Below are 20,048 nucleotides of genomic sequence, written 5' to 3' on the forward strand. Positions count from 1 at the left end.
CTCACCGATGGTCACGGCCTGTCCATCTCCCCCGTCGCGTCGGGCTGCCCGTCGGCGGCCTGGGCGGCGGCTGCCTGGCGGGCCGCCTCGGCCGCGCGCAGGTCCTCGCGGCGCTGCACGTACGCCTCGGTGCCCTTGCTGGGTTTGCGGCGACGCGGCGGCGCGGTGACGCCCGGGGCGAGCTTGCGCGCCGAGACCAGGAACGCCGTGTGCGCGATCATCCGGTGGTCGGGGCGGACGGCGAGGCCCTCGGCGTGCCAGTCGCGCACCAGCGACTCCCAGGCGCGCGGCTCGGTCCAGCCGCCGCGCTCACGCAGCGCCTCGACCAGCTCGGAGAGCTGCGGGGTGGTGGCCACGTAACCGATAAACACGCCGCCGGGCACCAACGCCCGCTCGACCATGTCGAGGGTCTCCCAGGGGGTGAGCATGTCCAGGATGATCCGGTCGAAGCCGGTCTCCTGGCACTGCGCGACGTCGCCGACGTGCAGGTGCCACGACGGGTGCGGCCCGTTGAAGAACGCCTCGACGTTGCGCTTGGCGATCTGGGCGAAGTCGTCGCGTACCTCGAACGAGTGCAGCTCGCCCTCGGTGCCGACGGCGCGCAGCAGGGAGCAACTCAGCGCGCCGGAGCCGGCGCCGGCCTCGAGGACCTTGGCGCCGGGGAAGATGTCGCCCATCGCGACGATCTGCGCCGAGTCCTTCGGGTAGATCACCTGGGCGCCGCGCGGCATCGAGAGCACGTAGTCAGACAGCAGCGGACGCAGCGCCAGGAACGCGGTGCCGCCGCCGGAGGTGGTCACCACGCTGCCGTCGGGCAGCCCGATCAGCGCGTCGTGCGCCAGGATGCCGCGGTGGGTGTGGAACTCCTTGCCGTGCTCCAGCGTGACGGTGTGCATCCGCCCCTTGGGGTCGGTCAGCTGCACCCGGTCGCCGGGCCGGAACGGGCCTCGGTGCACGGGTGTCAGCGTCCGGGGGGCGTCGTCGGCTGCGACGGTGGAGGGAGTTGCGGTCACGGTGTCATCTTCCGGTTGGGTTCGAGGAGCTGTGCCAGGTCCCCGATGTGCAGAATGCCGACGACATCTTCGCCTGACGTCACCACGTACTGCGCGCCCGGGTGGGTCTGCACGGCCTCCATCACCCGTTCGCCGTCGAGTCCCAGCGTCAGGGTGGGGAGCGCGGTGAGCGGCCGGGCGACGGAGTCCACCGCCAGCCAGGCGCGACGCTCGACGGGTACGGCCGCGGCGGCGGCCGGGTCGACCAACGCCACCGGGCGGCCGGTGGAGTCGGTGACCAGCAGCGCGGCGGCGGGCTGCCCGCCCTCGGCGCGGCGGCGCTGGGCCTCGGCCAGCGGCGTGCCGGTGGTCACCGGCCAGATCGGCCGAGCCAGTTGAGCCAGGTCGATCAGCGGGAACCGTCGACTGACCCGCGCGGCGCGGATCGACTGCCCGGCGCCGCGCCAGAGGGTGACGGCGACCAGCAGCATCAGCGGCAGCGCCACCGGGGCCAGGTGGTCGGTGGCGGTCAGTAACCCGACCAGCGCGGCGGTGCCGACGGCGACGACCCGGCCGGCCCAGCCGGCGACCTCGGTGCCACGGTGCCGGTCGCGGGTGAGACCCCACACGGCGGCGCGTAGCGCCCGGCCGCCGTCCAGCGGCAGCCCGGGCAGGATGTTGAACACCGCGACGATGACGTTGCTCAGCGCGAGCTGGAAGGCGAGCTGGTGGCCGACGGTGCCCGCCGGCAGGGCGAGGGTGGCGGCGACCGCGAGGGCGCCGAGCACCGCGGAGACCGCCGGGCCGGCCAGCGAGACCAGCAGGTCGATCCGGGGCGTCGGGGCGTCCCGCTCCATCTCGGTGTACCCGCCGAGCAGTTCGAGGGTGATTCCCCGCACACCGATGCCGTAGCGGCGGGCGGTGAGCGCGTGGCCCAGCTCGTGCAGCAGCACCGAGCCGAGCAGGGAGACCACGAATCCGAAGCCGATGAGGTAGCCGCTGATCTGCGGCAGGTCCAGTTGTCGGCGGGCGAACTCGGCGTAGAGCACGGCGACCAGCACGGCGAGCAGGAGCATCGACGCGTTGAGGTGCAGGGGCACCCCGAACACCCGGCCCACGCTCAGACCGGGTCGCCGGTCGGACCGGCGCGGCGGCCGGGAGGTCTGCTCCATCGCACCGATGCTACGGACCGGTCACCTGCGGGGCGGGCGGCGGGCGGTGTCACACCGGTGCCCTAACCTTTGCGCACATGACGGCGGAACCGGTCACCACCCCCCAGTCCTCTCCCCCGGCGCAGACGCCGCCGACGGTGCGGGCCTCGCTGTCGCCGTCGCGGGCGGCGGATTTCAAGACCTGCCCGCTGCTCTACCGGTTCCGCAGCATCGACCGGTTGCCCGAGCGGACGACCCTAGAGCAGGCCCGGGGCACGCTGGTGCACGCGGTGCTGGAGCGGCTGTTCGACCTGCCCGCGTCGAGCCGCACACCGGCCGCGGCCGGTGACCTGGTGGCCCCCCAGTGGGACCGACTGGTCACCGAGCAGCCGGAGCTGGCCGCGATCTTCGACGATGCCGAGCCGGCCGGTCCGGTGGAGTTCCTGCGCTCCGCGGCGGGGCTGCTCGAGGGCTACTTCGCGGTGGAGGATCCGACCCGCCTGGAACCGGCCGAGCGCGAGAGCCTGATCTCGGCGGTCGTCGACGAGGAGCTGCTGATCCGGGGCTACCTCGACCGGCTCGACGTGGCCCCGGACGGCGCGCTGCGGGTGGTCGACTACAAGACCGGCGGCGCGCCCCGGGAGGCGTTCGAGGCGCGGGCGCTGTTCCAACTGAAGTTCTACGCGTTGGTGCTGTGGCGCACCCGTGGGGTGGTGCCCCGGGTGCTGCGCCTGCTCTACCTGCGCGACGCCGAGGTGTTGGACTACACGCCCGACGCCGACGAGCTGCTCCGCTTCGAGCGCACCGTGGTGGCGCTGTGGCGGGCGATCGAGCAGGCCACCGCCCGGCAGGACTTCCGACCCCGGCCGAGCAAGCTGTGCGACTGGTGCAGTCACCAGGCGCTGTGCCCGACGTTCGGCGGCACCCCACCCCCGTTCCCCGTAACGGCGACAACCGCCGACCCCCTCCGCGACGCCCGCACCACCCCCACACCCCCCGGCGCCGACGAGTAACCCCACCGCCCACCCGCACCCCGCCCCGCCCCGCCGATCTTGCACTTTCGGATGGCGACTTCATCGGATTCGCACCGTTTATCCCCCCAGAAAGTGCAAGATCGACGGCGTCAGGAGGGCCCAGCCCCGGCACCGCCCGACCGGAGCGGTGCGGTCCGGGTCGGGACAGGGCGCCCGGCCGACCTCTACCGTGGTCCGCGACGCACAGGCCGGTGGAGCGGGGACGGGAGACGAGATGAGCGATCGGGTGGCCCCGGCGCGGCCGGTACGGATCCTGCTCGCCGACGACCAGCCGCTGCTGCGCACGGGCTTCCGGATGGTGCTGGGCGCCGAGGGCGACCTGGACGTGGTGGCGGAGGCCGGTGACGGCGTGGAGGCCGTGGAGCTGTCCCGACGGCTCCTGCCCGACGTCGTGCTGATGGACATCCGGATGCCCCGGATGGACGGGGTGGCGGCGACCCGGGCCATCGTCGACTCCCGCCTGCCGGTGCGGGTGCTGGTGCTGACGACGTTCGACCTCGACGAGTACGTGGTGGGGGCGCTGCGCGCGGGCGCGAGCGGATTCCTGGCCAAGGACGTACCCGCCGAGGAGCTGATCGCGGCGATCCGCACGGTGGCCGGCGGGGACGCGGTGGTCGCGCCACGGATCCTGCGGCGACTGCTCGACCGCTTCGCCGACCTGTTGCCCGACCCGGCGGCGACGCCGTCGGCGGCCCTCAACGCGCTCACCGACCGGGAACGTGAGGTGCTGGTGCAGGTGGCCCGAGGACTGTCCAACGCCGAGATCGCGGCGGTGTTGTCGGTCAGCGAGACGACCGTCAAGACCCACGTCGGGCACCTGCTGACCAAGCTGCGGCTGCGCGACCGCGTGCAGGCCGTCGTGCTGGCGTACGAGTCGGGTCTGGTCCGCCCACGGGCGTAGTCGCCACGCGGCGACTACCTCACCCGGCGTACCCGAAGATCCCCCCGGGGAGGGACGGCCCGGCTTGCCGTCGTCACCTACCGTGACCGGAGGCGGCGTCGCGCGGTTGACCCTCCTGTGACGTGCGGGGGAAGTGTGCAAAACCGGTCGATCGGCCGTCGGGTCAGGGGCAACCCTGATGCGGCATGGGGGTGCACCCGCAGCGGGAAATCCGCTGCGCGTCCCCCCAGGGGCGGACGGGACGGGCGCTCGCAGCGCCGATGATTGAACGGTCGCGCCGGACCATCGGGGGGCGGCGTGGGATTCGGACAGACGGAAGAGGTAGATGACGTGACCGCGACGGTAGGCCGGCAGGCGCAGGCCGCGGCCCGGGCGAACGACGTGTGGAAGGTGTACGGCAGCGGCGAGGCCCAGGTCATCGCGCTGCGGGGGGTAAGCGCGGAGTTCGAACGTGGCCGCTTTACCGCGATCATGGGGCCGTCGGGTTCCGGCAAGTCCACGCTGATGCACTGCCTCGCCGGTCTGGACTCGGTCACCCGGGGGACGGTGTCGATCGGTGAGACGACGGTCACCGGGCTGGGCGACTCGGGGCTGACGAAGCTGCGCCGGGAGAAGGTGGGCTTCATCTTCCAGCAGTTCAACCTGCTGCCGACGCTCACCGCCAAGGAGAACATCCTGCTGCCGATGTCGATCGCCGGGCGCAAGCCCGACCAGGCCTGGTACGACACGGTGATCAAGACGGTGGGCCTGCAGGACCGGCTGGACCACCGGCCGGCGCAGCTCTCCGGCGGTCAGCAGCAGCGGGTGGCGTGCGCGCGGGCGCTGGTCGCCCGCCCCGAGGTGATCTTCGCGGACGAGCCGACCGGCAACCTGGACTCGCGCTCCGGCGCGGAGGTGCTCGGCTTCCTGCGCGACTCGGTGCGCGAGCACGGTCAGACCATCGTGATGGTCACCCACGACCCGACCGCCGCCGCGTACGCCGACCGGGTGGTCTTCCTGGCCGACGGTCAGATCGTGTCGGAACTGATCGAGCCGACCGCCGACACCGTGCTGGACACCATGAAGAAGCTGGACACGCCGGCCGAGGTGGGCAACTGATGTTCCGGGCGACACTCAAGAGTCTGCTGGCCCGCAAGGTCCGGCTGATCCTGTCCGCGCTGGCGGTGGTGCTCGGGGTCATGTTCGTCTCGGGCGCGTTCGTGCTGACCGACACGCTGGGTCGCTCCTTCGACTCGGTGTTCGCCGACGGCTTCTCCGAGATCGACGTGAACGTCGCGGCGAAGCCGAAGATCGAGGTCAGCGAGTTGGAGGGCGAGCAGACCTCCGCTCCGCTGCCGGCCGCCGTGGTCGACCGGGTCAAGCAGGTGCCGGGGGTGGCCTCCGCGACCGGTGTCGTCAACGCCGACGGCGCACGGGTGATCGGCAGCAACGGCAAGGTCGTCACGTCGTTCGGTCCGCCGCAGCTCGGTGAGAACTGGGTCGGCGAGAGCGACCTGCTGCAACTGCGCGAGGGCCGCGCTCCGCAGGCCGACGACGAGATCGTGATCAACAAGTCGCTGGCCACGACCGCGAAGGTGCGCGTCGGCGAGAAGGTCGGCGTGCTGACCGCGTTCGAGTCGAAGAAGCGGGACTTCACCCTCGTCGGCATCGCCGGTTACAGCGGTGACCGGGACTCGATCGGCGGCGTCAACGAAGTCTTCTTCACCACCCCGGTGGCGCAGCGGCTGATGCTGGGCGAGCCGGACACCTTCAGCAGCGTCACCGTCCGCACCGCCGGCGGGGTCTCCGACGAGGCGCTGCGCGACGACATGGCCCGCACCCTTGGTGCGGACTTCGACGTGAAGACCGGCGAGCAACTGGCCGAGGACGCCGCGGCGAGCCTGAAGGAGGGCCTGTCGTTCTTCAACAAGATCCTGCTGGGCTTCGCCGCGGTGGCGCTGCTGGTCGCCACGTTCCTGATCCTCAACACCTTCTCGATCATCGTGGCGCAGCGCACCCGGGAGTTGGCGCTGATGCGCGCCATCGGGGCGAGCAGCCGCCAGATCATCGGCTCGGTGGTGCTGGAGGCCATCGCGGTCGGTCTGCTCGCGTCGGTGCTCGGTCTCGCCGCCGGCATCGGGGTGGGCGCGCTGCTGGCGTTCCTGTTCGGCAAGCTGGCCGGTGGGCTGACCCTGGCCGGGATCGGCGTGCCGGCGGCGGCCGTGATCGGGTCGTTCGGCGTCGGCCTGGTGATCACCGTGGTGGCGGCGCTGCTGCCGGCGCTGCGGGCCTCCCGGATCCCGCCGATCGCCGCCATGCAGGACGTGGCCACGCCGGACCGGTCGTTGACCAAGATCACCGTGGCCGGGTCGGTGGTCACCGGCATCGGCGCGGTGCTGCTGTTCCTGGGGCTCAGCGGCAACGCGGGCGGCCAGACGCTCGCCACCATCCTCGGCGGCGTGCTGTTCGCCTTCATCGGTGTGGCGCTGCTGACTCCACTGATCAGCCGGCCGGTGGTGAACCTGCTCGGCGCGATCTTCTCCTGGTCGGTGCCGGGCAAGCTGGGCCGGCTCAACTCCGGGCGCAACCCGCGCCGCACGGCCATCACGGCCGCCGCGCTGATGGTCGGCATCGCGCTGGTCACCGGCATCACGGTGATCCTGGACTCGGCCAAGAGCAGCATCAGCGCGCTCGCCCAGGACACCATCAAGGCCGAGCTGGTGATCGCCGGTCAGCAGGGCGGCCCGCGTCCGCCGAGCTTCGACCCGAGCGTGCTGGACCAGGCGAAGGCGCTGCCCGGCGTGCGGATGGTCGACGGCGAGTACGGCGACATGGGGCGCATCGACGGCGAGAGCACGTGGGTGGCGGCGAGCAGCGACATCGCGTCACTGCGGCAGATCTTCGGCGCGAAGGCCGCCGCGGGTGACATCGACCGGCTCTCGCCGACGCAGATGCTCGCCAGCTCCGACACCGCCAAGTCCCGGGGATGGTCGGTCGGCTCGACCGTCAGCGTGCAGCTGACCCGGGGCGAGGCCCGCACGTACACGATCAGCGGCATCTACGAGTCGTCGCAGCTGACCAACCCGGTGACGTTGCCGGCGACGGCGGCGAAGGACTTCGCGATCCCGCAGCCCATCCAGGGCTTCATCCAGCTCGCGCCGGGGGCCCGGGTGGCTGACGTGCAACCGCGGGTGGAGACGCTGCTCGCGGACAGCCCCGAGGTGTCGGTGGCCGACCGGGACGCGTTCATCAAGCAGCAGACGAGTTCGCTCGACGGGCTGCTCACGATGATCAAGATTCTGTTGGCGCTGGCCATTATCATCGCCGGGCTCGGCATCATCAACACCCTGGCGCTGTCGGTGCTGGAACGGACCCGGGAGCTGGGTCTGCTGCGGGCGATCGGCCTGCGGCGCGGCCAGACGATGGGCATGATCACCGTGGAGGCGGTGGTGATCTCCGTGTTCGGTGCGCTGCTGGGCGTGGCGGTCGGCACCGGCCTCGGCGCCGCGGTGGTCGAGGCGCTCAAGGACGAGGGCATCACCGACCTGAACCTCCCCTGGGGGCAGATGGTCGTCTTCCTCGGTCTCGCCGCGATCATCGGGGTGGTGGCCGCGGTGCTCCCCGCCGTGCGGGCGGCCCGGATCAACGTCCTGGGCGCGATCGCCCACGACTGACGCCAGGTACGACAACGAGGGGGTCCCGCACCGCGGGGCCCCCTCGTTCTTTCCGGCCGCGGCTTTCCTTCAGGCCGCGGCGCGGTCGGTCAGCAGCGCCGCCAGCGCCGCCAGGTCCACGCCGACCAGGCTTCGCACCTGGTGTACGGCGGGGATGGGGGGCAACGCCACCTCGGCGGGTACGGCCAGCACGGCCGCCCCGGAGGCGAGCGCGCTGGCCACCCCGGTCGGTGAGTCCTCGATCGCCACGCACCGCTCGATCGGCGCGCCCAACAGCCGGGCGGCGGTCAGGTACGGCTCGGGGTGCGGCTTGGCCGCCACCACCTCGTCACCCGCGACCACCACGTCGAAGGTGTCCCGCCCGAGGGTGTCCAGGGCGACCTCGACCAGCGCCCGGGGGCTGGAGGTGACCAGGGCGGTGGGGACTCCCGCCGCGCGGACCGCGTGCAGCAGCTCGAACGCGCCCGGCCGCCAGGGCAGACCGGTACGGAACAGCTCCAGGATCCGGGCGTTGATCCACGCCGCGCTGATCTCCGGATCGCGCTCGGGTTGGCCCAGGTCGTCGTGCAGGATGCGCATCGACTCGGCCATGGCCGTGCCGATGATCGACCGGCGGGCATCGGCGGACAGCTCCCCACCGTACTCGCGGGCCAGCTCCTGCAACGCGACGTCCCACAGCTTCTCGCTGTCGACCAGCGTGCCGTCCATGTCGAAGAGAACGGCGGCGGGGTGTTGGCTGCTCAGCGGATCCTCCAGGGGTCGTGACCGACACCGGCGATCCTGCCAGCCGGGTCCGCCGCCGGTGGCGGCAACGGCTCCGAGGGTGACCGGGGCAACCCCGCTCAGCTCAGGTCGCACTCCTTCAGCGAGCGTTCGTAGCCACGGAAGAACCTGTCGGTACGCTGCTCGGCGGTGCCGTGCGCGCCCTCGGCGAACCACGGCTGGTCCGGGTCGTCGCCGACCGCCGCCACGCCCTCGCGAAACTCGTCCAGGTCGCCGTCCGCGAGTTTCAGGTCGCCGGCGCGCACCGAGTCGCCGAGGTACGCCCCGGCCATGCAGTCGGCCTGCAACTCCTGCTGGATGGTGAAGCTGTAGTTGATGCCCAGGCGCACCTGGATGCCGTGGGCGTACTCGTGACCGAGCAGGTAGAACACGAACGCGTCACCGACCTCGCGGAACGCCGCCACCGACCAGGCCACGTCGTACGCGATGAAGTCGCCCTGCGAGCAGTAGACCGCGTTGTTGCGCGGCAGTGGCTGACCGCCGCAGGAGACCTCACCGGCCCGCTGGTACGGGGTGACCCGCCGGATGGGCGTGAAGCGCTGCCCGGACGCCTTGAACTGGGCCGCCCAGTAGCGCTCCGCGATAGCCTGCGCGTCGGCGACGTCCTGTTTGAACTCGGCCACGGTGGTGGTGCTGTCGGCGCGGGTGGTGTTCGGCTCCGGCGAGGCGGCCGGCGGGTTCGCCCCTGGACGTTCACCCTCCGGCTCGGCCAGGCCACCTCCCGCGCAGGCGAGCGACACCAGCGCGACGACCACCAGGCCCACGAGAGGTCCCCGCGCGACGCGTCCCGACCATGCCCCCACTGTGCCTCCCCAGACCTCGGCGCCCGCACCACGCCATACCCCGACGGTACGACCACCACGCCCGTCACCGGATTCACGCACAACCACCCCGGAAGGTTCACACCCCGCGCAGAACCCCTCCCCCTCCCCCGGACCCCCTCCCCCTCCCCCGGACCCCCGCCCCCTCCCCCCGGTGATCAAGAAGTTTGCGTCAGCCCGTCCGGCGTGTCGTGACGCGAACCTCTTGATCACCGGGCCCATCGGGTGGGGGTGGGTGGGGACGGTTCACCTGGTGGGGGTCGGGGTCGGGGGGCCAGAATGGGCCGGGGCGGAGGTGGCCGTCCGGTCGGGAGGGCGACGTGCACGTGCTCGGCAGCCGTCGACGAAGCCAACCGGCCCCGGCGCATGTCGTGTGGCGGTCGCTGCGGGACCCGTACGAGGCCGGCAGTCGGCCCTGGCTGGAGTTGCGCGACGACGAGGTGCCGCCACGGGTGGTGGCGGGGTACGCGCCGGTGCTGCTGGTGTGGTCGTCGCTGTGGCCGCACCGGCCACTGGACGAGATCCGTTTCGACATCTCACCCGGGCATCCCGGCGGTGACTGCGCGGTGCGCTGGACCCTGACCACCCCCGACCCGGACCTGCCCAGCGAGAGCACCCTCGGCTACCTCCGCCACCGCCTCAACTACCTGATCAACAACCGCCTCCGCCTCTCCTACGGTCAATAACCCCCCACCCACCTACCGCCGTTGATCATGAAGTTATCGCGCCGACACGCCGACATCGATGGCAATAACTTCATGATCAACGGGGCGAAAGCGGGGGCGGGCTGGAGGGGCGGGGATGTCCGGGGGGTGGGGTTGGGTTCGACGTTTCTGGTGAGCGGTGCCGGGGCGGCACCGGGAACAGGAAGGCCACCATGAAATACATGATCATGCTTTACGGGTCGCAGCGGGACTACGACGCGTTGTCGGGCCGGCCCTCCGACCGGCCGGCCATGTCGGCTGAGCAGGTGGCGGCCATGCACCAGCACATGGAGACGTTCCACCAGGCGCTCGCCGAATCCGGGGAACTCGTCGACGCGCGGGGCCTGAGCGAGCCCGTGCACGCCCGTCGCGTACGGGCGCAGGGCGGGACGCCCGTGGTCACCGACGGCCCGTACGCGGAGACGCAGGAGGTCCTGGCGGGTTACACGGTCGTGGAGTGCGTCAGCTTCGACCGGGCCACCGAGATCGCCGCCGGCCTGGTCGACCCGGACACCCCGGGGGCGTACGTGGACGTGCGGCCGGTGCTCGAGGGCGTCGAGGACCTGGCCGGCTGAGCACGTGCCCGAGACACCCGCCGAGGACCTGCTGCGCGAGTTGGCGCCGCAGGTCCTCGGCGCGCTCGTCCGGCGCTTCGGGCACTTCGACACGGCCGAGGACGCGGTGCAGGAGTCGTTGATCGCGGCGGCGGACACCTGGCCGCGCGACGGCGTACCGGACAGTCCCCGGGCGTGGTTGATCACCGTCGCGTCCCGGCGGCTCACCGACCTGCTCCGGCGCGACCAGGCGCGGGCGCGGCGGGAGGAGAGGGCGGCCCGGTGGATGCTGCCGGAGCAGTGTCTCGCGCCGGCAGCCGACCGACTCCAGGACGCCGACGACACGCTCATCCTGTTGTTCCTGTGCTGCCATCCGGCGCTCACCCCGGCGTCGCAGATCGCGCTGACGCTGCGCGCGGTCGGCGGGTTGAGCACCGCGGAGGTGGCCCGCGCGTTCCTGGTGCCGGAGGCGACCATGACCCGGCGGATCAGCCGGGGAAAGCAGCGGATCCGCGACAGCGGCCTCCGGTTCGCCCCACCGACGGCAACCGAGCGCGCCGATCGGGTCGCCGCGGTACTGCACGTGCTCTACCTGGTGTTCACCGAGGGGTACGCGCGTACCGCCGGGCCGGGGCTGCTGCGCGCCGACCTGACCGCCGAGGCGATCCGACTGACGCGGTTGGTGCGAAGGCTGCTGCCCGACGACCCCGAGGTCACGGGACTGCTCGCGTTGATGCTGCTCACCGACGCCCGCGCGCCGGCGCGGATCGGTCCACACGGCGAGTTGGTGCCGATGGCCGAACAGGACCGCGCCCGGTGGCGGGCCGACCAGATCGCCGAGGGCGTCGCGTTGGTCGCCGAGGCGCTGCCGCGCGGGCCCGTCGGGCCGTACCAGCTCCAGGCGGCCATCGCGGCCGTGCACGACGAGGCGCCGAGCGCGGCGGCCACCGACTGGGCACAGATCACCGCCCTCTACGAGGTGCTGCTGGGCCTGTCCGACAACCCGGTGGTGTCGCTCAACCACGCCGTCGCGATGGCGATGAGCCGGGGGGCTCGGGCCGGCCTGGCGCTGCTCGCCCACCTGGACGGCGACGCCCGGTTGGCCGACGATCCGCGGCTGCCGGCCGCCCGCGCCCACCTGTGGGAACTGACCGGTGAGCGGGCCGCGGCGCGCGAGGCGTACCGGAAGGCGGCCGCACGCTCGACGAACCTGGCGCAGCAGCGCTACCTCAACGCCCGCGCGGACCGGCTGGGCGACGACCCGCCGCCCGCCGGCTGAGGTAGCGACCCGGCCGGGCGTCGACCCCAGCCGAACGCCCACAGCCGAGGCGGGCCGGGCGGACGGTGGCGTCAGGGGCTGGCGGCGAGGAAGACGAACGCGGCCAGCAACACGAGGTGGACGCCGCCCTGCAACACGTTGGCCCGCCCCGGTACGACGGTCAGCACCGCCGTCACCGCGGTGAGGGCCAGCAGCGCGAGCTGGGTGCCGCCGAGGCCGAGCAGCAGCGGGCCGTCCAGCCAGATCGAGGCGATGGCGATGACCGGAATGGTCAGACCGATGCTGGCCATCGCGGAGCCGAGGGCGAGGTTGAGACTGATCTGTACGCGGTCGCGGCGGGCGGCGCGGGCGGCGGCGAGGGTCTCCGGCAGCAGCACCAGCAGGGCGATGATCACGCCGACGAACGCGTGCGGCAGGTTGGCGGCCGCCACGCCGGCCTCGATGGTCGGTGAGACGGTCTTGGCGTCGCCGACCACCGCGACCAGCGCGACCAACAGCAGGGCGAGGCTGACCAGCGCCGCACGGGTGGTGGGCGGCTTGGCGTGCTCCTCCGCGTCGATGACCCGACCCTCGGCGTCGACCGGCAGGAAGTAGTCGCGGTGCCGGCCGGTCTGCACCAGCACGAACAGCCCGTACAGCGCGAGCGAGGCGACGGCGGCGAAGGTGAGCTGGGCCGGGCTGAACTCCGGGCCGGGCCGGGCGGTGGTGAAGGTCGGGATGACCAGGCTCAGCGTGGCCAGGGTGATCACGGTCGCCAGGGCTCCGCCGGTGCCCTCGGGGTTGAACACGGCCACCCGCCGGCGCAGCGCCCCGAGCAGCAGGGACAGGCCCAGGATGCCGTTACACGTGATCATGACGGCGGCGAAGACGGTGTCGCGGGCGAGCGACTGGGTCTTCTCCGGGCCGCTGATCATCAGGGTGACGATGAGGGCCACCTCGATGACGGTGACCGCGACGGCGAGCACCAGCGAGCCGTACGGCTCCCCCACCCGGTGTGCCACCACCTCGGCGTGGTGCACGGCCGCGAGCACCGCGCCGCCCAGTAGCGCGGCGACCACCACGACGACCGGGCCGGGGAGATCTCGCCCCCACGTCACGAGCAACACCAGCACCGCGAGCACGGGTACGGCGACGGTCCAATCGAGCAGGCGGGATCGAAGCTGGGCTGGCATGCGTCAAGAGTGCCAGGTCACATGATCATGTGCCCACCATCGATGCGCCTCGTGGCGTAATCCGTAACCCATAGGTTACGCTTCCGGCGTGGACGAGGTGGCCGCGGCGATCGCGGACCCGGTACGGCGGCGCATCCTGAGCATGCTGCGTGACGCGCCGCTGACCGCTGGCGAGATCGCCCAACGGTTCGCCATCAGCCGCCCGGCGGTCAGCCGCCATCTGCGGGTGCTCCGCGAGAGCAGGCTGGTCCGCGACGAGCTGGTCGGCCGCACCAGGATCTACCGCCTCGATCCCGCCCCGCTCGCCCCGCTCGTCGACTGGCTCGGCGGGCTCGCCGCGCCGGAGGAGTGGGAGCAGCGCCTCGACGCCCTCGAGACCGAGGTCTATCGGACCCGCCGGGAACGCCGCACCCGCGGCCCGGCCGCCCATCGAACGGAGCACACCGCATGACCCGGACCCCCGCTGGCCGCCTGTTCCGCACCGCCACCGGCCACGACCTCGTCCTCACCCGCACCTTCCGCGCCCCGGCGGCGGACGTGTGGGCGAGCCTGACGGACCCGGAGCGCACCGCCCGCTGGTTCGGCCCGTGGGAGGGCGACGCCCGGCCCGGCAACACCATCCGCGTCCAGATGGCGTACGAGGAGCAGCAGCCCTGGTGCGACGTACGCGTCGAGGAGTGCGAACCGCCTCGTCGCCTGGCCGTGTCGATGGTCGACGATCACGGCGACTGGCTGCTGGGATTCGCGCTGACCGAGACCGACGGCACGACCGAGCTGCGCTTCACCCAGCACCTGCGCAGCCTCGACGGCGTCGCCGAGGTGGGCGCCGGCTGGGAGTACTACCTCGACATGCTGGTCGCCTCGCGGGACGGCACGCCCCGACCGGAGTTCGACGAGTACCACCCGGCGATGCGGTCCTACTACGAGGCGCTGGCCGACGGGGTCTGAGGGTCGACCTCCCGCCGCAGTCGGGCGAACTCGGCCGTCAGCGCCGGCAGCGGGAAGTGGGCGTTCAGGCCGCTGGGGTTGGGCAGCACCCAGACCCGGGCCGGGCCCATCCGATCCGGCTGCGGGCCCAGCGCGGCCTTCGGCCGGACGAACGCGATCCGGTACGCGGTCACGCCGAGCACCGCCACCCACCGCGGCCGGTGCCGCTCGACCTTGACCGCCAGCCCGGTCACCCCGGCGACCAGCTCGGCGGCGGTCAGCTCGTCGGCCCGGGCCGTGGCCCGGTTGCTGAGGCTGGTGAGGCCCAGCCCCTGCCGGAGCAGTTCGGCGCGCTCCCACGGGCGCAGTTCCCGGTCGGTGAAGCCCGCGCCGTGCAGGGCCGGCCAGAAGCGGCTGCCCCGCCGGGCGAAGTGCTCCCCCACCGCCGCCGAGTAGAGCCCCGGGTTGAACCCACAGAACAGCACCCGCAGGCCAGGGCCGATGACATCCACCAGGCCGCGACCGGCCGCCGCCGCGACCTCGTGGCGGGTCGGCGGCCGCCACGGCGGTGACACGTCCGCGTCCATGACACCGATCCTGCCGTACGCGCCGACGCCCGTCCCCGCTTGCCGACGACGGCGACGCACGGACCCGGTGCGCGCCGATGGTCATGCTTTGACACCCTGAGCCGATGCAATCCACCGACCACCTGGCCGCCAGCCGTTACGCGCGGATGCGCTGGAACACGCCCCTGTCGGAGGAGCACGCGGCCCTGCTGCTGCGCCGCCTCCACGTCCGCCCCGGCGCGCGTGTGTTGGACCTGGGCTGCGGGTGGGGCGAACTGCTGCTGCGCGCTGTCGCCGCCGGCGGTGTGGCCGGTCCGGTCGCGACGAGGGGCGTGGGCGTCGACACCGACGAGGCGGTCCTCGCCCGGGGCCGCAGGCTCGCCACCGAGAGATCGCTGAACCGGCACGTCGCCTTCGTGGAGGGCGAGGCCGCCGCCTGGCAGGAGCCGGCCGACCGGGTTCTGTGCGTCGGCTCGGCGCACGCCTTCGGGGGCACCGGAGCGGCCCTCGACGCCCTCGCCACCGTGGTCCGCCCCGGTGGGCGGCTGCTGCTCGGCGAGGGGTACTGGCAGCGTGATCCCAGCGCGGAGGTCGCGGAGATCTTCGGTGCGGACGTCACCGACCTCGCGGGCCTCGTCGAGGCCGCCCGTGAGCGAGGCTGGCGGCTGCTGCATCTGAGTACCGCCGACCAGCGGGAGTGGGACGACTTCGAGTCCAGCTGGCTCGCGGGCCGACAAGAGTGGCTGTTGACCTATCCCGAGGACCCCCGCGCGGCCCAGGTCCGCACCGAGCTCGACGACCGGCTGCGCGAGTACGTGGGCGGCTACCGCGGCGTACTCGGCCTCGCGTACCTGGTCCTCGGTCGCTGACACCTCTGCCCAAGGTCACCGCCCTGGCGTACGTCGCGTCCGGCGAATGCCGGGCTCGTGCGCGCGTCCCAGGCCGCAGCACGTGGGGTTGACGGGCGCAGACATCGGAGGTTTACTGCCTCAACGACACCAGTCGATACTATCCGTCCGTCCACACTGGCCGGTTGGAGTCGTCGGCTGGCTCGTGTACCGCAACACGGCACCATCACCACCGCTCCACATCACCACCGCTCCACATCACCTCAGCCGAGCATCGGCGGCCCGGCTTCCGCATCACCGCCACCATGGCCCCTGACGCGCCCACGCGCGCCGTGCGGGGTCGACGCTCAGCTAAGGAGCATCACCATGCGTTCCCGTCCCCGCCTGTTGGCCCTCGTCACCGGCCTGGCCGTGATGATGGCCGGTCTGGTCGCGCTGCCGACCACCGCCTCGGCGGCACCACTGACCAAGGTCCTGGTGTTCAGCAAGACCGCCGGCTTCCGGCACTCGGCCATCCCCAACGGCATCGCGGCCATCCAGCAGCTCGGCGCTGCCAACGGCTTCAGCGTGACCGCCACCGAGGACGCCAACCAGTTCACCACCTCCAACCTGGCCCAGTACCAGGCGGTGGTCTTCATGTCGACGACCGGCGATGTGCTCAACTCCAGCCAGCAGACCGCCTTCGAGCAGTACATCGCCGCTGGCGGCGGATACGTCGGCGTGCACGCGGCCGCGGACACCGAGTACAGCTGGCCGTGGTACGGGCAGTTGGTCGGGGCGTGGTTCGACTCGCACCCGGCGATCCAGACCGCGACCGTGAAGATCGAGGACCGGAGCAACCCCTCGACCGCGCACCTCGGCGCCACCTGGGTCCGCTCCGACGAGTGGTACAACTACCGCACCAACCCCCGGTCCACCGCACGGATCCTCGCCAGCCTCGACGAGTCGTCCTACAGCGGCGGCAACATGAACGGCGACCACCCGATCACCTGGTGCAAGGCGTACGGCGGCGGACGGGCCTGGTACACGGGTCTCGGGCACACCGAGGCGTCGTACACCGACCCGAACTTCACCCGGATGCTGCTCGGTGGCCTGCAGGTCGCCGCTGGTTCGGTGAGCGCCAACTGCTCGCCGGGGACGAACCCGACCACCCCGCCGCCGACCACGGCCCCGCCGACCACCGCGCCGCCGACCACCCCGCCGCCGACCACCGCGCCGCCCACGACGGCTCCGCCGACCACCCCGCCGCCCGCCGTCGCCGGTTCGACCCTGCGGGCCCGCGCCAACAACCAGTACGTCAGCGCGGCCAACGCCAGCACCCCGCTGATCGCCAACAAGACGTCCGTCGGCACCAGTGAGCGGTTCGAACTGGTCAACCTCGCCAACGGCAACGTCGCGCTGAAGGCCAAGAGCAACGGGCAGTTCGTCGCGGCGGAGAACGCCGGGGCCTCCGCGCTGATCGCCAACCGGGCCACCGCCGGCGCGTGGGAGACGTTCCAGCTGATCCGCAACTCCGACGGCACGGTGAGCCTGCGGGCCACGGTGAACAGCCGGTACGTGGCCGCCGACAACGGAGGCTCCTCCCCGCTGATCGCCAACCGGACCTCCATCGGTCAGTGGGAGAAGTTCGACCTCGTCACCACCAACTGACCGCACCACGACCCACACCCCGCCACCCACACCTGGTCGTGGTGCGCCCCAGCACGCCCCGGCCCTGGTCGTCGAGGAAGGACGATCATGCTTTCGAAATCCCGGCGCTGGTCCCGGGCACTCGTCGCGGCGGTCACCACCGTCGCGAGTGTGACCCTGGCCGTGGCCGCCAACTCCCCCGCCGCGCAGGCGGTGGTGATTCCCGCCAGTGACTACCAACAGATCAAACTCGCCACCGGCTCCGCCGAGCTGGGCGAGGCCATGTCGCTGGCCGTCCTGCCCAACCGCTCGGTGCTGCACACCGCCCGCAACGGCGTCCTGCGGGTGACCGACGTGGCCGGCAACACCAAGACCTCCGGCACCCTGTCGGTCTACACCCACGACGAGGAGGGGTTGCAGGGCGTCGCCGTCGACCCCGGCTTCGCCACCAACCGGTGGATCTACCTGTACTACTCGCCCACGCTGAGCACCCCGTCCGGGGACGCGCCCACCACCGGCTCGCAGTCCGACTGGGACCGGTGGAAGGGGCACCTGCGGCTGTCCCGGTTCACCCTCAACAGCGACGACACGCTCAACCTGAGCAGCGAGAAGATCGTGCTCCAGGTCGCCAACGACCGTGGGCAGTGCTGCCACGTCGGCGGTGACCTGGACTTCGACGCCGCCGGCAACCTGTACCTGACCACCGGTGACGACACCAACCCGTTCGAGTCGTCGGGCTACGCGCCGCTGGACGAGCGGACCAACCGCAACCCGCAGTTCGACGCCCAGCGCTCCGCCGGCAACACGAACGACCTGCGGGGCAAGGTGCTGCGGATCACGCCGCAGGCGGACGGGACGTACACCATCCCGTCGGGCAACCTGTTCGCGCCCGGCACGGCCAACACCCGTCCCGAGATCTACGCGATGGGTATGCGCAACCCGTTCCGGATGAGCGTGGACAAGGCGACCGGCGTCGTCTACGTCGGCGACTACGGCCCGGACGCGGGAAGCACCAACTCGAGCCGGGGCCCGCAGGGTCAGGTCGAGTTCAACCGGATCACCGCCCCCGGCAACTACGGCTGGCCGTACTGCACCGGCAGCAACACCAGCAACGAAACATACAACGAATACACCTTCCCGTCCGGGCCGTCGCAGTCGAAGTACAACTGCACGGGTGGGCCGACCAACAACTCGTTCCGCAACACCGGCCTGCAGACCCTGCCCGCGGCGAAGCCGGCCTGGATCAAGTACGCCGGCGACTCCGGCTCCCCGTCGGAGTTCGGCAGCGGCTCCGAGTCGCCGATGGCCGGACCGGTGTACCGGTACGACGCCTCGCTCAACTCCAGCGTCAAGTTCCCGCAGTCGCTGAACGGCCTGTTCTTCGCCGGTGAGTACGGTCGCCGCTGGATCAAGCCCATCGCCATCAACGCCGACGGCTCGCGGGGAGAGATCTCCAGCTTCCCGTGGTCCGGCACGCAGGTCATGGACATGGCCTTCGGCCCGGACGGCGCGCTGTACGTGCTGGACTACGGCACCGGCTCGAACAACCAGGCGCTGTTCCGGATCGAGTACATCGGCGGCGGCAACCGCAACCCCATCGCGGTCGCCTCGGCGAACCCGACCTCCGGGGCCAACCCGTTGACGGTGAACTTCTCCTCGGCGGGCAGCTCCGACCCCGAGGGTGGGGCGCTGAGCTACCTGTGGACGTTCGGGGACGGCACCACGTCGACGGCGGCGAACCCCACCAAGACGTACACCACCAACGGCACGTACTCCCCCACGTTGAAGGTCACCGACCCGACCGGGCTGACCGGTACGGCGAGCCTGGTCGTCACCGTGGGCAACACCGCGCCGACGGTGACGCTCACCTCGCCCGCCGACGGGCAGCTGTTCAACTTCGGTGACACCATCTCGTACCAGATCAGCGTGAGCGACCCGCAGGACGGCACCATCGACTGTTCCAAGGTGAGCCTGACGTACGCGCTGGGCCACGACAGTCACGCCCACCAGATCACCTCGAAGAACGGGTGCAGCGGCTCGATCACCGTCCCGACGGACGGCGAGCACGACTCCGCGGCGAACATCTACGGGGTCTTCGACGCCGCCTACACCGACAACGGTGGGCTCACCACGCACAGCATCCGGACGCTGCAACCGAAGCACCGCCAGGGTGAGCACTTCGGCGGCCAGTCGGGCGTCCAGGCCACCGATCACACCAGCGCCGAGGGTGGCCGCACGGCCGGGTTCATCGAGAACAACGACTGGATCTCGTACACGCCGTACAACCTGACCGGCGCGAACCGCATCACCGTGCGGGCGTCGTCGGCCGGGGCCGGCGGCACGATCGAGGTGCGGACCGGGTCGGCAACCGGCACCCTGCTGGGCACCGTCACGGTGCCGGTGACCGGCAACTGGGAGACCTTCACCGAGGTGTCCGGCACGATCAGCAACCCGCCCAGCGCGTCGACCACCCTGTACCTGGTGTTCAAGGGCGGGTCGGGCTACCTGTTCGACGTGGACGCGTTCACCTTCACCACCGGCACCGGTGGCAGCACGCCGGTGACCACCCTGCGGGCGCAGATCAACAACCAGTACGTGTCGGCGGTCGGCACCACCGCGTTGATCGCCAACAAGGCCAGCGTCGGCAGCACCGAGCAGTTCGACCGGGTGGACGCCGGCAACGGCAACATCGCCCTGAAGTCGCGCTCCAACGGGCTCTACGTCTCGGCCACGAGCACTACCGCACCGTTGGTCGCCACCGGCACGTCGATCGGGGCGGCGCAGACCTTCCAGATCGTCAACAACTCGGACGGGACGGTCAGTCTGCGTGCCACGATCAACAACCAGTTCGTGTGCGCGGAGAACTCCGGGGCCGGGTCTCTGATCGCCAACCGCACGACCGCCGGGGCCTGGGAGAAGTTCTACCTGACCACCGGCTGACACGTGGTGGGGGCCGCCCCGGGGGGGGGCGGGCCGGGGCCCCCCCCCCCCCCCCCCCCCCCCCCCCCCCCCCCCCCGGCGGGCCCCATAGGGC

General features: G+C 71.9%; 18 protein-coding genes. 12 read left to right on the forward strand and 6 right to left on the reverse strand.

The window, feature by feature from the left end; all coding sequences use genetic code 11:
- Positions 1–11: 11 nt before the first annotated feature.
- Together ACIBTX_RS26875 and ACIBTX_RS26880 are read right to left on the reverse strand one after the other, a co-directional pair.
- Complete coding sequence (locus ACIBTX_RS26875; RefSeq protein WP_396833147.1) at positions 12–1,013, reverse strand: tRNA (adenine-N1)-methyltransferase; 1,002 nt, start codon at positions 1,011–1,013, stop codon at positions 12–14.
- Positions 1,010–2,068, reverse strand: coding sequence for a M50 family metallopeptidase (locus tag ACIBTX_RS26880; protein ID WP_396833161.1), 1,059 nt, complete (start codon positions 2,066–2,068; stop codon positions 1,010–1,012). The genes ACIBTX_RS26875 and ACIBTX_RS26880 overlap by 4 nt, the downstream gene beginning before the upstream one ends.
- A 173-nt stretch (positions 2,069–2,241) precedes the next feature.
- Between ACIBTX_RS26880 and ACIBTX_RS26885 the strand changes: the two genes are divergently transcribed.
- The 4 genes from ACIBTX_RS26885 to ACIBTX_RS26900 all read left to right on the forward strand — a co-directional run bounded on the left by ACIBTX_RS26885 (position 2,242) and on the right by ACIBTX_RS26900 (position 7,731).
- On the forward strand, positions 2,242–3,156 hold the full coding sequence (locus ACIBTX_RS26885) for a RecB family exonuclease (RefSeq protein ID WP_357119283.1): 915 nt from the start codon (positions 2,242–2,244) through the stop codon (positions 3,154–3,156).
- 235 nt (positions 3,157–3,391) lie between these two features.
- Complete coding sequence (locus ACIBTX_RS26890) at positions 3,392–4,078, forward strand: response regulator transcription factor (RefSeq protein WP_355053013.1); 687 nt, start codon at positions 3,392–3,394, stop codon at positions 4,076–4,078.
- 330 nt (positions 4,079–4,408) lie between these two features.
- Positions 4,409–5,176: an ABC transporter ATP-binding protein gene (locus ACIBTX_RS26895; RefSeq protein WP_357119286.1), complete on the forward strand. Its 768-nt coding sequence runs from the start codon at positions 4,409–4,411 to the stop codon at positions 5,174–5,176.
- Positions 5,176–7,731 (forward strand): FtsX-like permease family protein, encoded by a 2,556-nt coding sequence (locus ACIBTX_RS26900; protein ID WP_357119289.1) that lies wholly within the window; start codon positions 5,176–5,178, stop codon positions 7,729–7,731. Before ACIBTX_RS26895 ends, ACIBTX_RS26900 begins: the two co-directional genes overlap by 1 nt.
- A 69-nt stretch (positions 7,732–7,800) precedes the next feature.
- On the opposite strand, the gene ACIBTX_RS26905 is transcribed toward ACIBTX_RS26900, so the two are convergent.
- Together ACIBTX_RS26905 and ACIBTX_RS26910 are read right to left on the reverse strand one after the other, a co-directional pair.
- On the reverse strand, positions 7,801–8,487 hold the full coding sequence (locus ACIBTX_RS26905; protein WP_363661363.1) for an HAD family phosphatase: 687 nt from the start codon (positions 8,485–8,487) through the stop codon (positions 7,801–7,803).
- A gap of 86 nt (positions 8,488–8,573) precedes the next feature.
- Entirely contained in the window at positions 8,574–9,317 is a 744-nt protein-coding gene (locus tag ACIBTX_RS26910) for a neutral zinc metallopeptidase (RefSeq protein WP_396833148.1), read from the reverse strand.
- 338 nt (positions 9,318–9,655) lie between these two features.
- Here ACIBTX_RS26910 and ACIBTX_RS26915 point away from each other — a divergent pair, with 338 nt between their 5' ends.
- From ACIBTX_RS26915 to ACIBTX_RS26925, 3 genes are all read left to right on the forward strand, one after another.
- Positions 9,656–10,021: a hypothetical protein gene (locus tag ACIBTX_RS26915; protein WP_357119293.1), complete on the forward strand. Its 366-nt coding sequence runs from the start codon at positions 9,656–9,658 to the stop codon at positions 10,019–10,021.
- A 200-nt stretch (positions 10,022–10,221) separates the two neighbouring features.
- Positions 10,222–10,614 (forward strand): YciI family protein, encoded by a 393-nt coding sequence (locus tag ACIBTX_RS26920; RefSeq protein WP_357119296.1) that lies wholly within the window; start codon positions 10,222–10,224, stop codon positions 10,612–10,614.
- A 4-nt stretch (positions 10,615–10,618) separates the two neighbouring features.
- Positions 10,619–11,872, forward strand: coding sequence for an RNA polymerase sigma factor (locus ACIBTX_RS26925; RefSeq protein ID WP_396833149.1), 1,254 nt, complete (start codon positions 10,619–10,621; stop codon positions 11,870–11,872).
- A 71-nt stretch (positions 11,873–11,943) separates the two neighbouring features.
- Here the strand turns inward: ACIBTX_RS26925 and ACIBTX_RS26930 are convergent, their stop codons facing one another.
- The gene (locus tag ACIBTX_RS26930) at positions 11,944–13,044 is read right to left on the reverse strand and encodes a calcium:proton antiporter (protein ID WP_396833150.1); all 1,101 of its coding nucleotides are present in this window, start codon (positions 13,042–13,044) and stop codon (positions 11,944–11,946) included.
- Positions 13,045–13,132: 88 nt separating this feature from the next.
- Here ACIBTX_RS26930 and ACIBTX_RS26935 point away from each other — a divergent pair, with 88 nt between their 5' ends.
- A complete protein-coding gene (locus tag ACIBTX_RS26935) occupies positions 13,133–13,495 on the forward strand; it encodes an ArsR/SmtB family transcription factor (RefSeq protein WP_396833151.1) in 363 nt (120 codons plus the stop codon).
- On the forward strand, positions 13,492–13,992 hold the full coding sequence (locus ACIBTX_RS26940; protein WP_357119305.1) for an SRPBCC family protein: 501 nt from the start codon (positions 13,492–13,494) through the stop codon (positions 13,990–13,992). The genes ACIBTX_RS26935 and ACIBTX_RS26940 overlap by 4 nt, the downstream gene beginning before the upstream one ends.
- On the opposite strand, the gene mug is transcribed toward ACIBTX_RS26940, so the two are convergent.
- The gene (gene mug / locus ACIBTX_RS26945; RefSeq protein ID WP_357119308.1) at positions 13,965–14,558 is read right to left on the reverse strand and encodes a G/U mismatch-specific DNA glycosylase; all 594 of its coding nucleotides are present in this window, start codon (positions 14,556–14,558) and stop codon (positions 13,965–13,967) included. The two genes, ACIBTX_RS26940 and mug, sit on opposite strands and share 28 nt — an antisense overlap.
- A 104-nt stretch (positions 14,559–14,662) precedes the next feature.
- Here mug and ACIBTX_RS26950 point away from each other — a divergent pair, with 104 nt between their 5' ends.
- The 3 genes from ACIBTX_RS26950 to ACIBTX_RS26960 all read left to right on the forward strand — a co-directional run bounded on the left by ACIBTX_RS26950 (position 14,663) and on the right by ACIBTX_RS26960 (position 19,954).
- A complete protein-coding gene (locus tag ACIBTX_RS26950; protein ID WP_363661358.1) occupies positions 14,663–15,406 on the forward strand; it encodes a methyltransferase domain-containing protein in 744 nt (247 codons plus the stop codon).
- A 345-nt stretch (positions 15,407–15,751) separates the two neighbouring features.
- Positions 15,752–17,035, forward strand: a complete 1,284-nt coding sequence (locus tag ACIBTX_RS26955; protein ID WP_396833152.1) for a ThuA domain-containing protein — start codon at positions 15,752–15,754, stop codon at positions 17,033–17,035.
- 87 nt (positions 17,036–17,122) lie between these two features.
- Entirely contained in the window at positions 17,123–19,954 is a 2,832-nt protein-coding gene (locus ACIBTX_RS26960) for a PQQ-dependent sugar dehydrogenase (RefSeq protein WP_357398168.1), read from the forward strand.
- The last annotated feature ends 94 nt before the right edge of the window (positions 19,955–20,048 follow it).

The sequence above is a fragment of the Micromonospora sp. NPDC049359 genome, from assembly GCF_044466585.1.
Taxonomy (GTDB): domain Bacteria; phylum Actinomycetota; class Actinomycetes; order Mycobacteriales; family Micromonosporaceae; genus Micromonospora.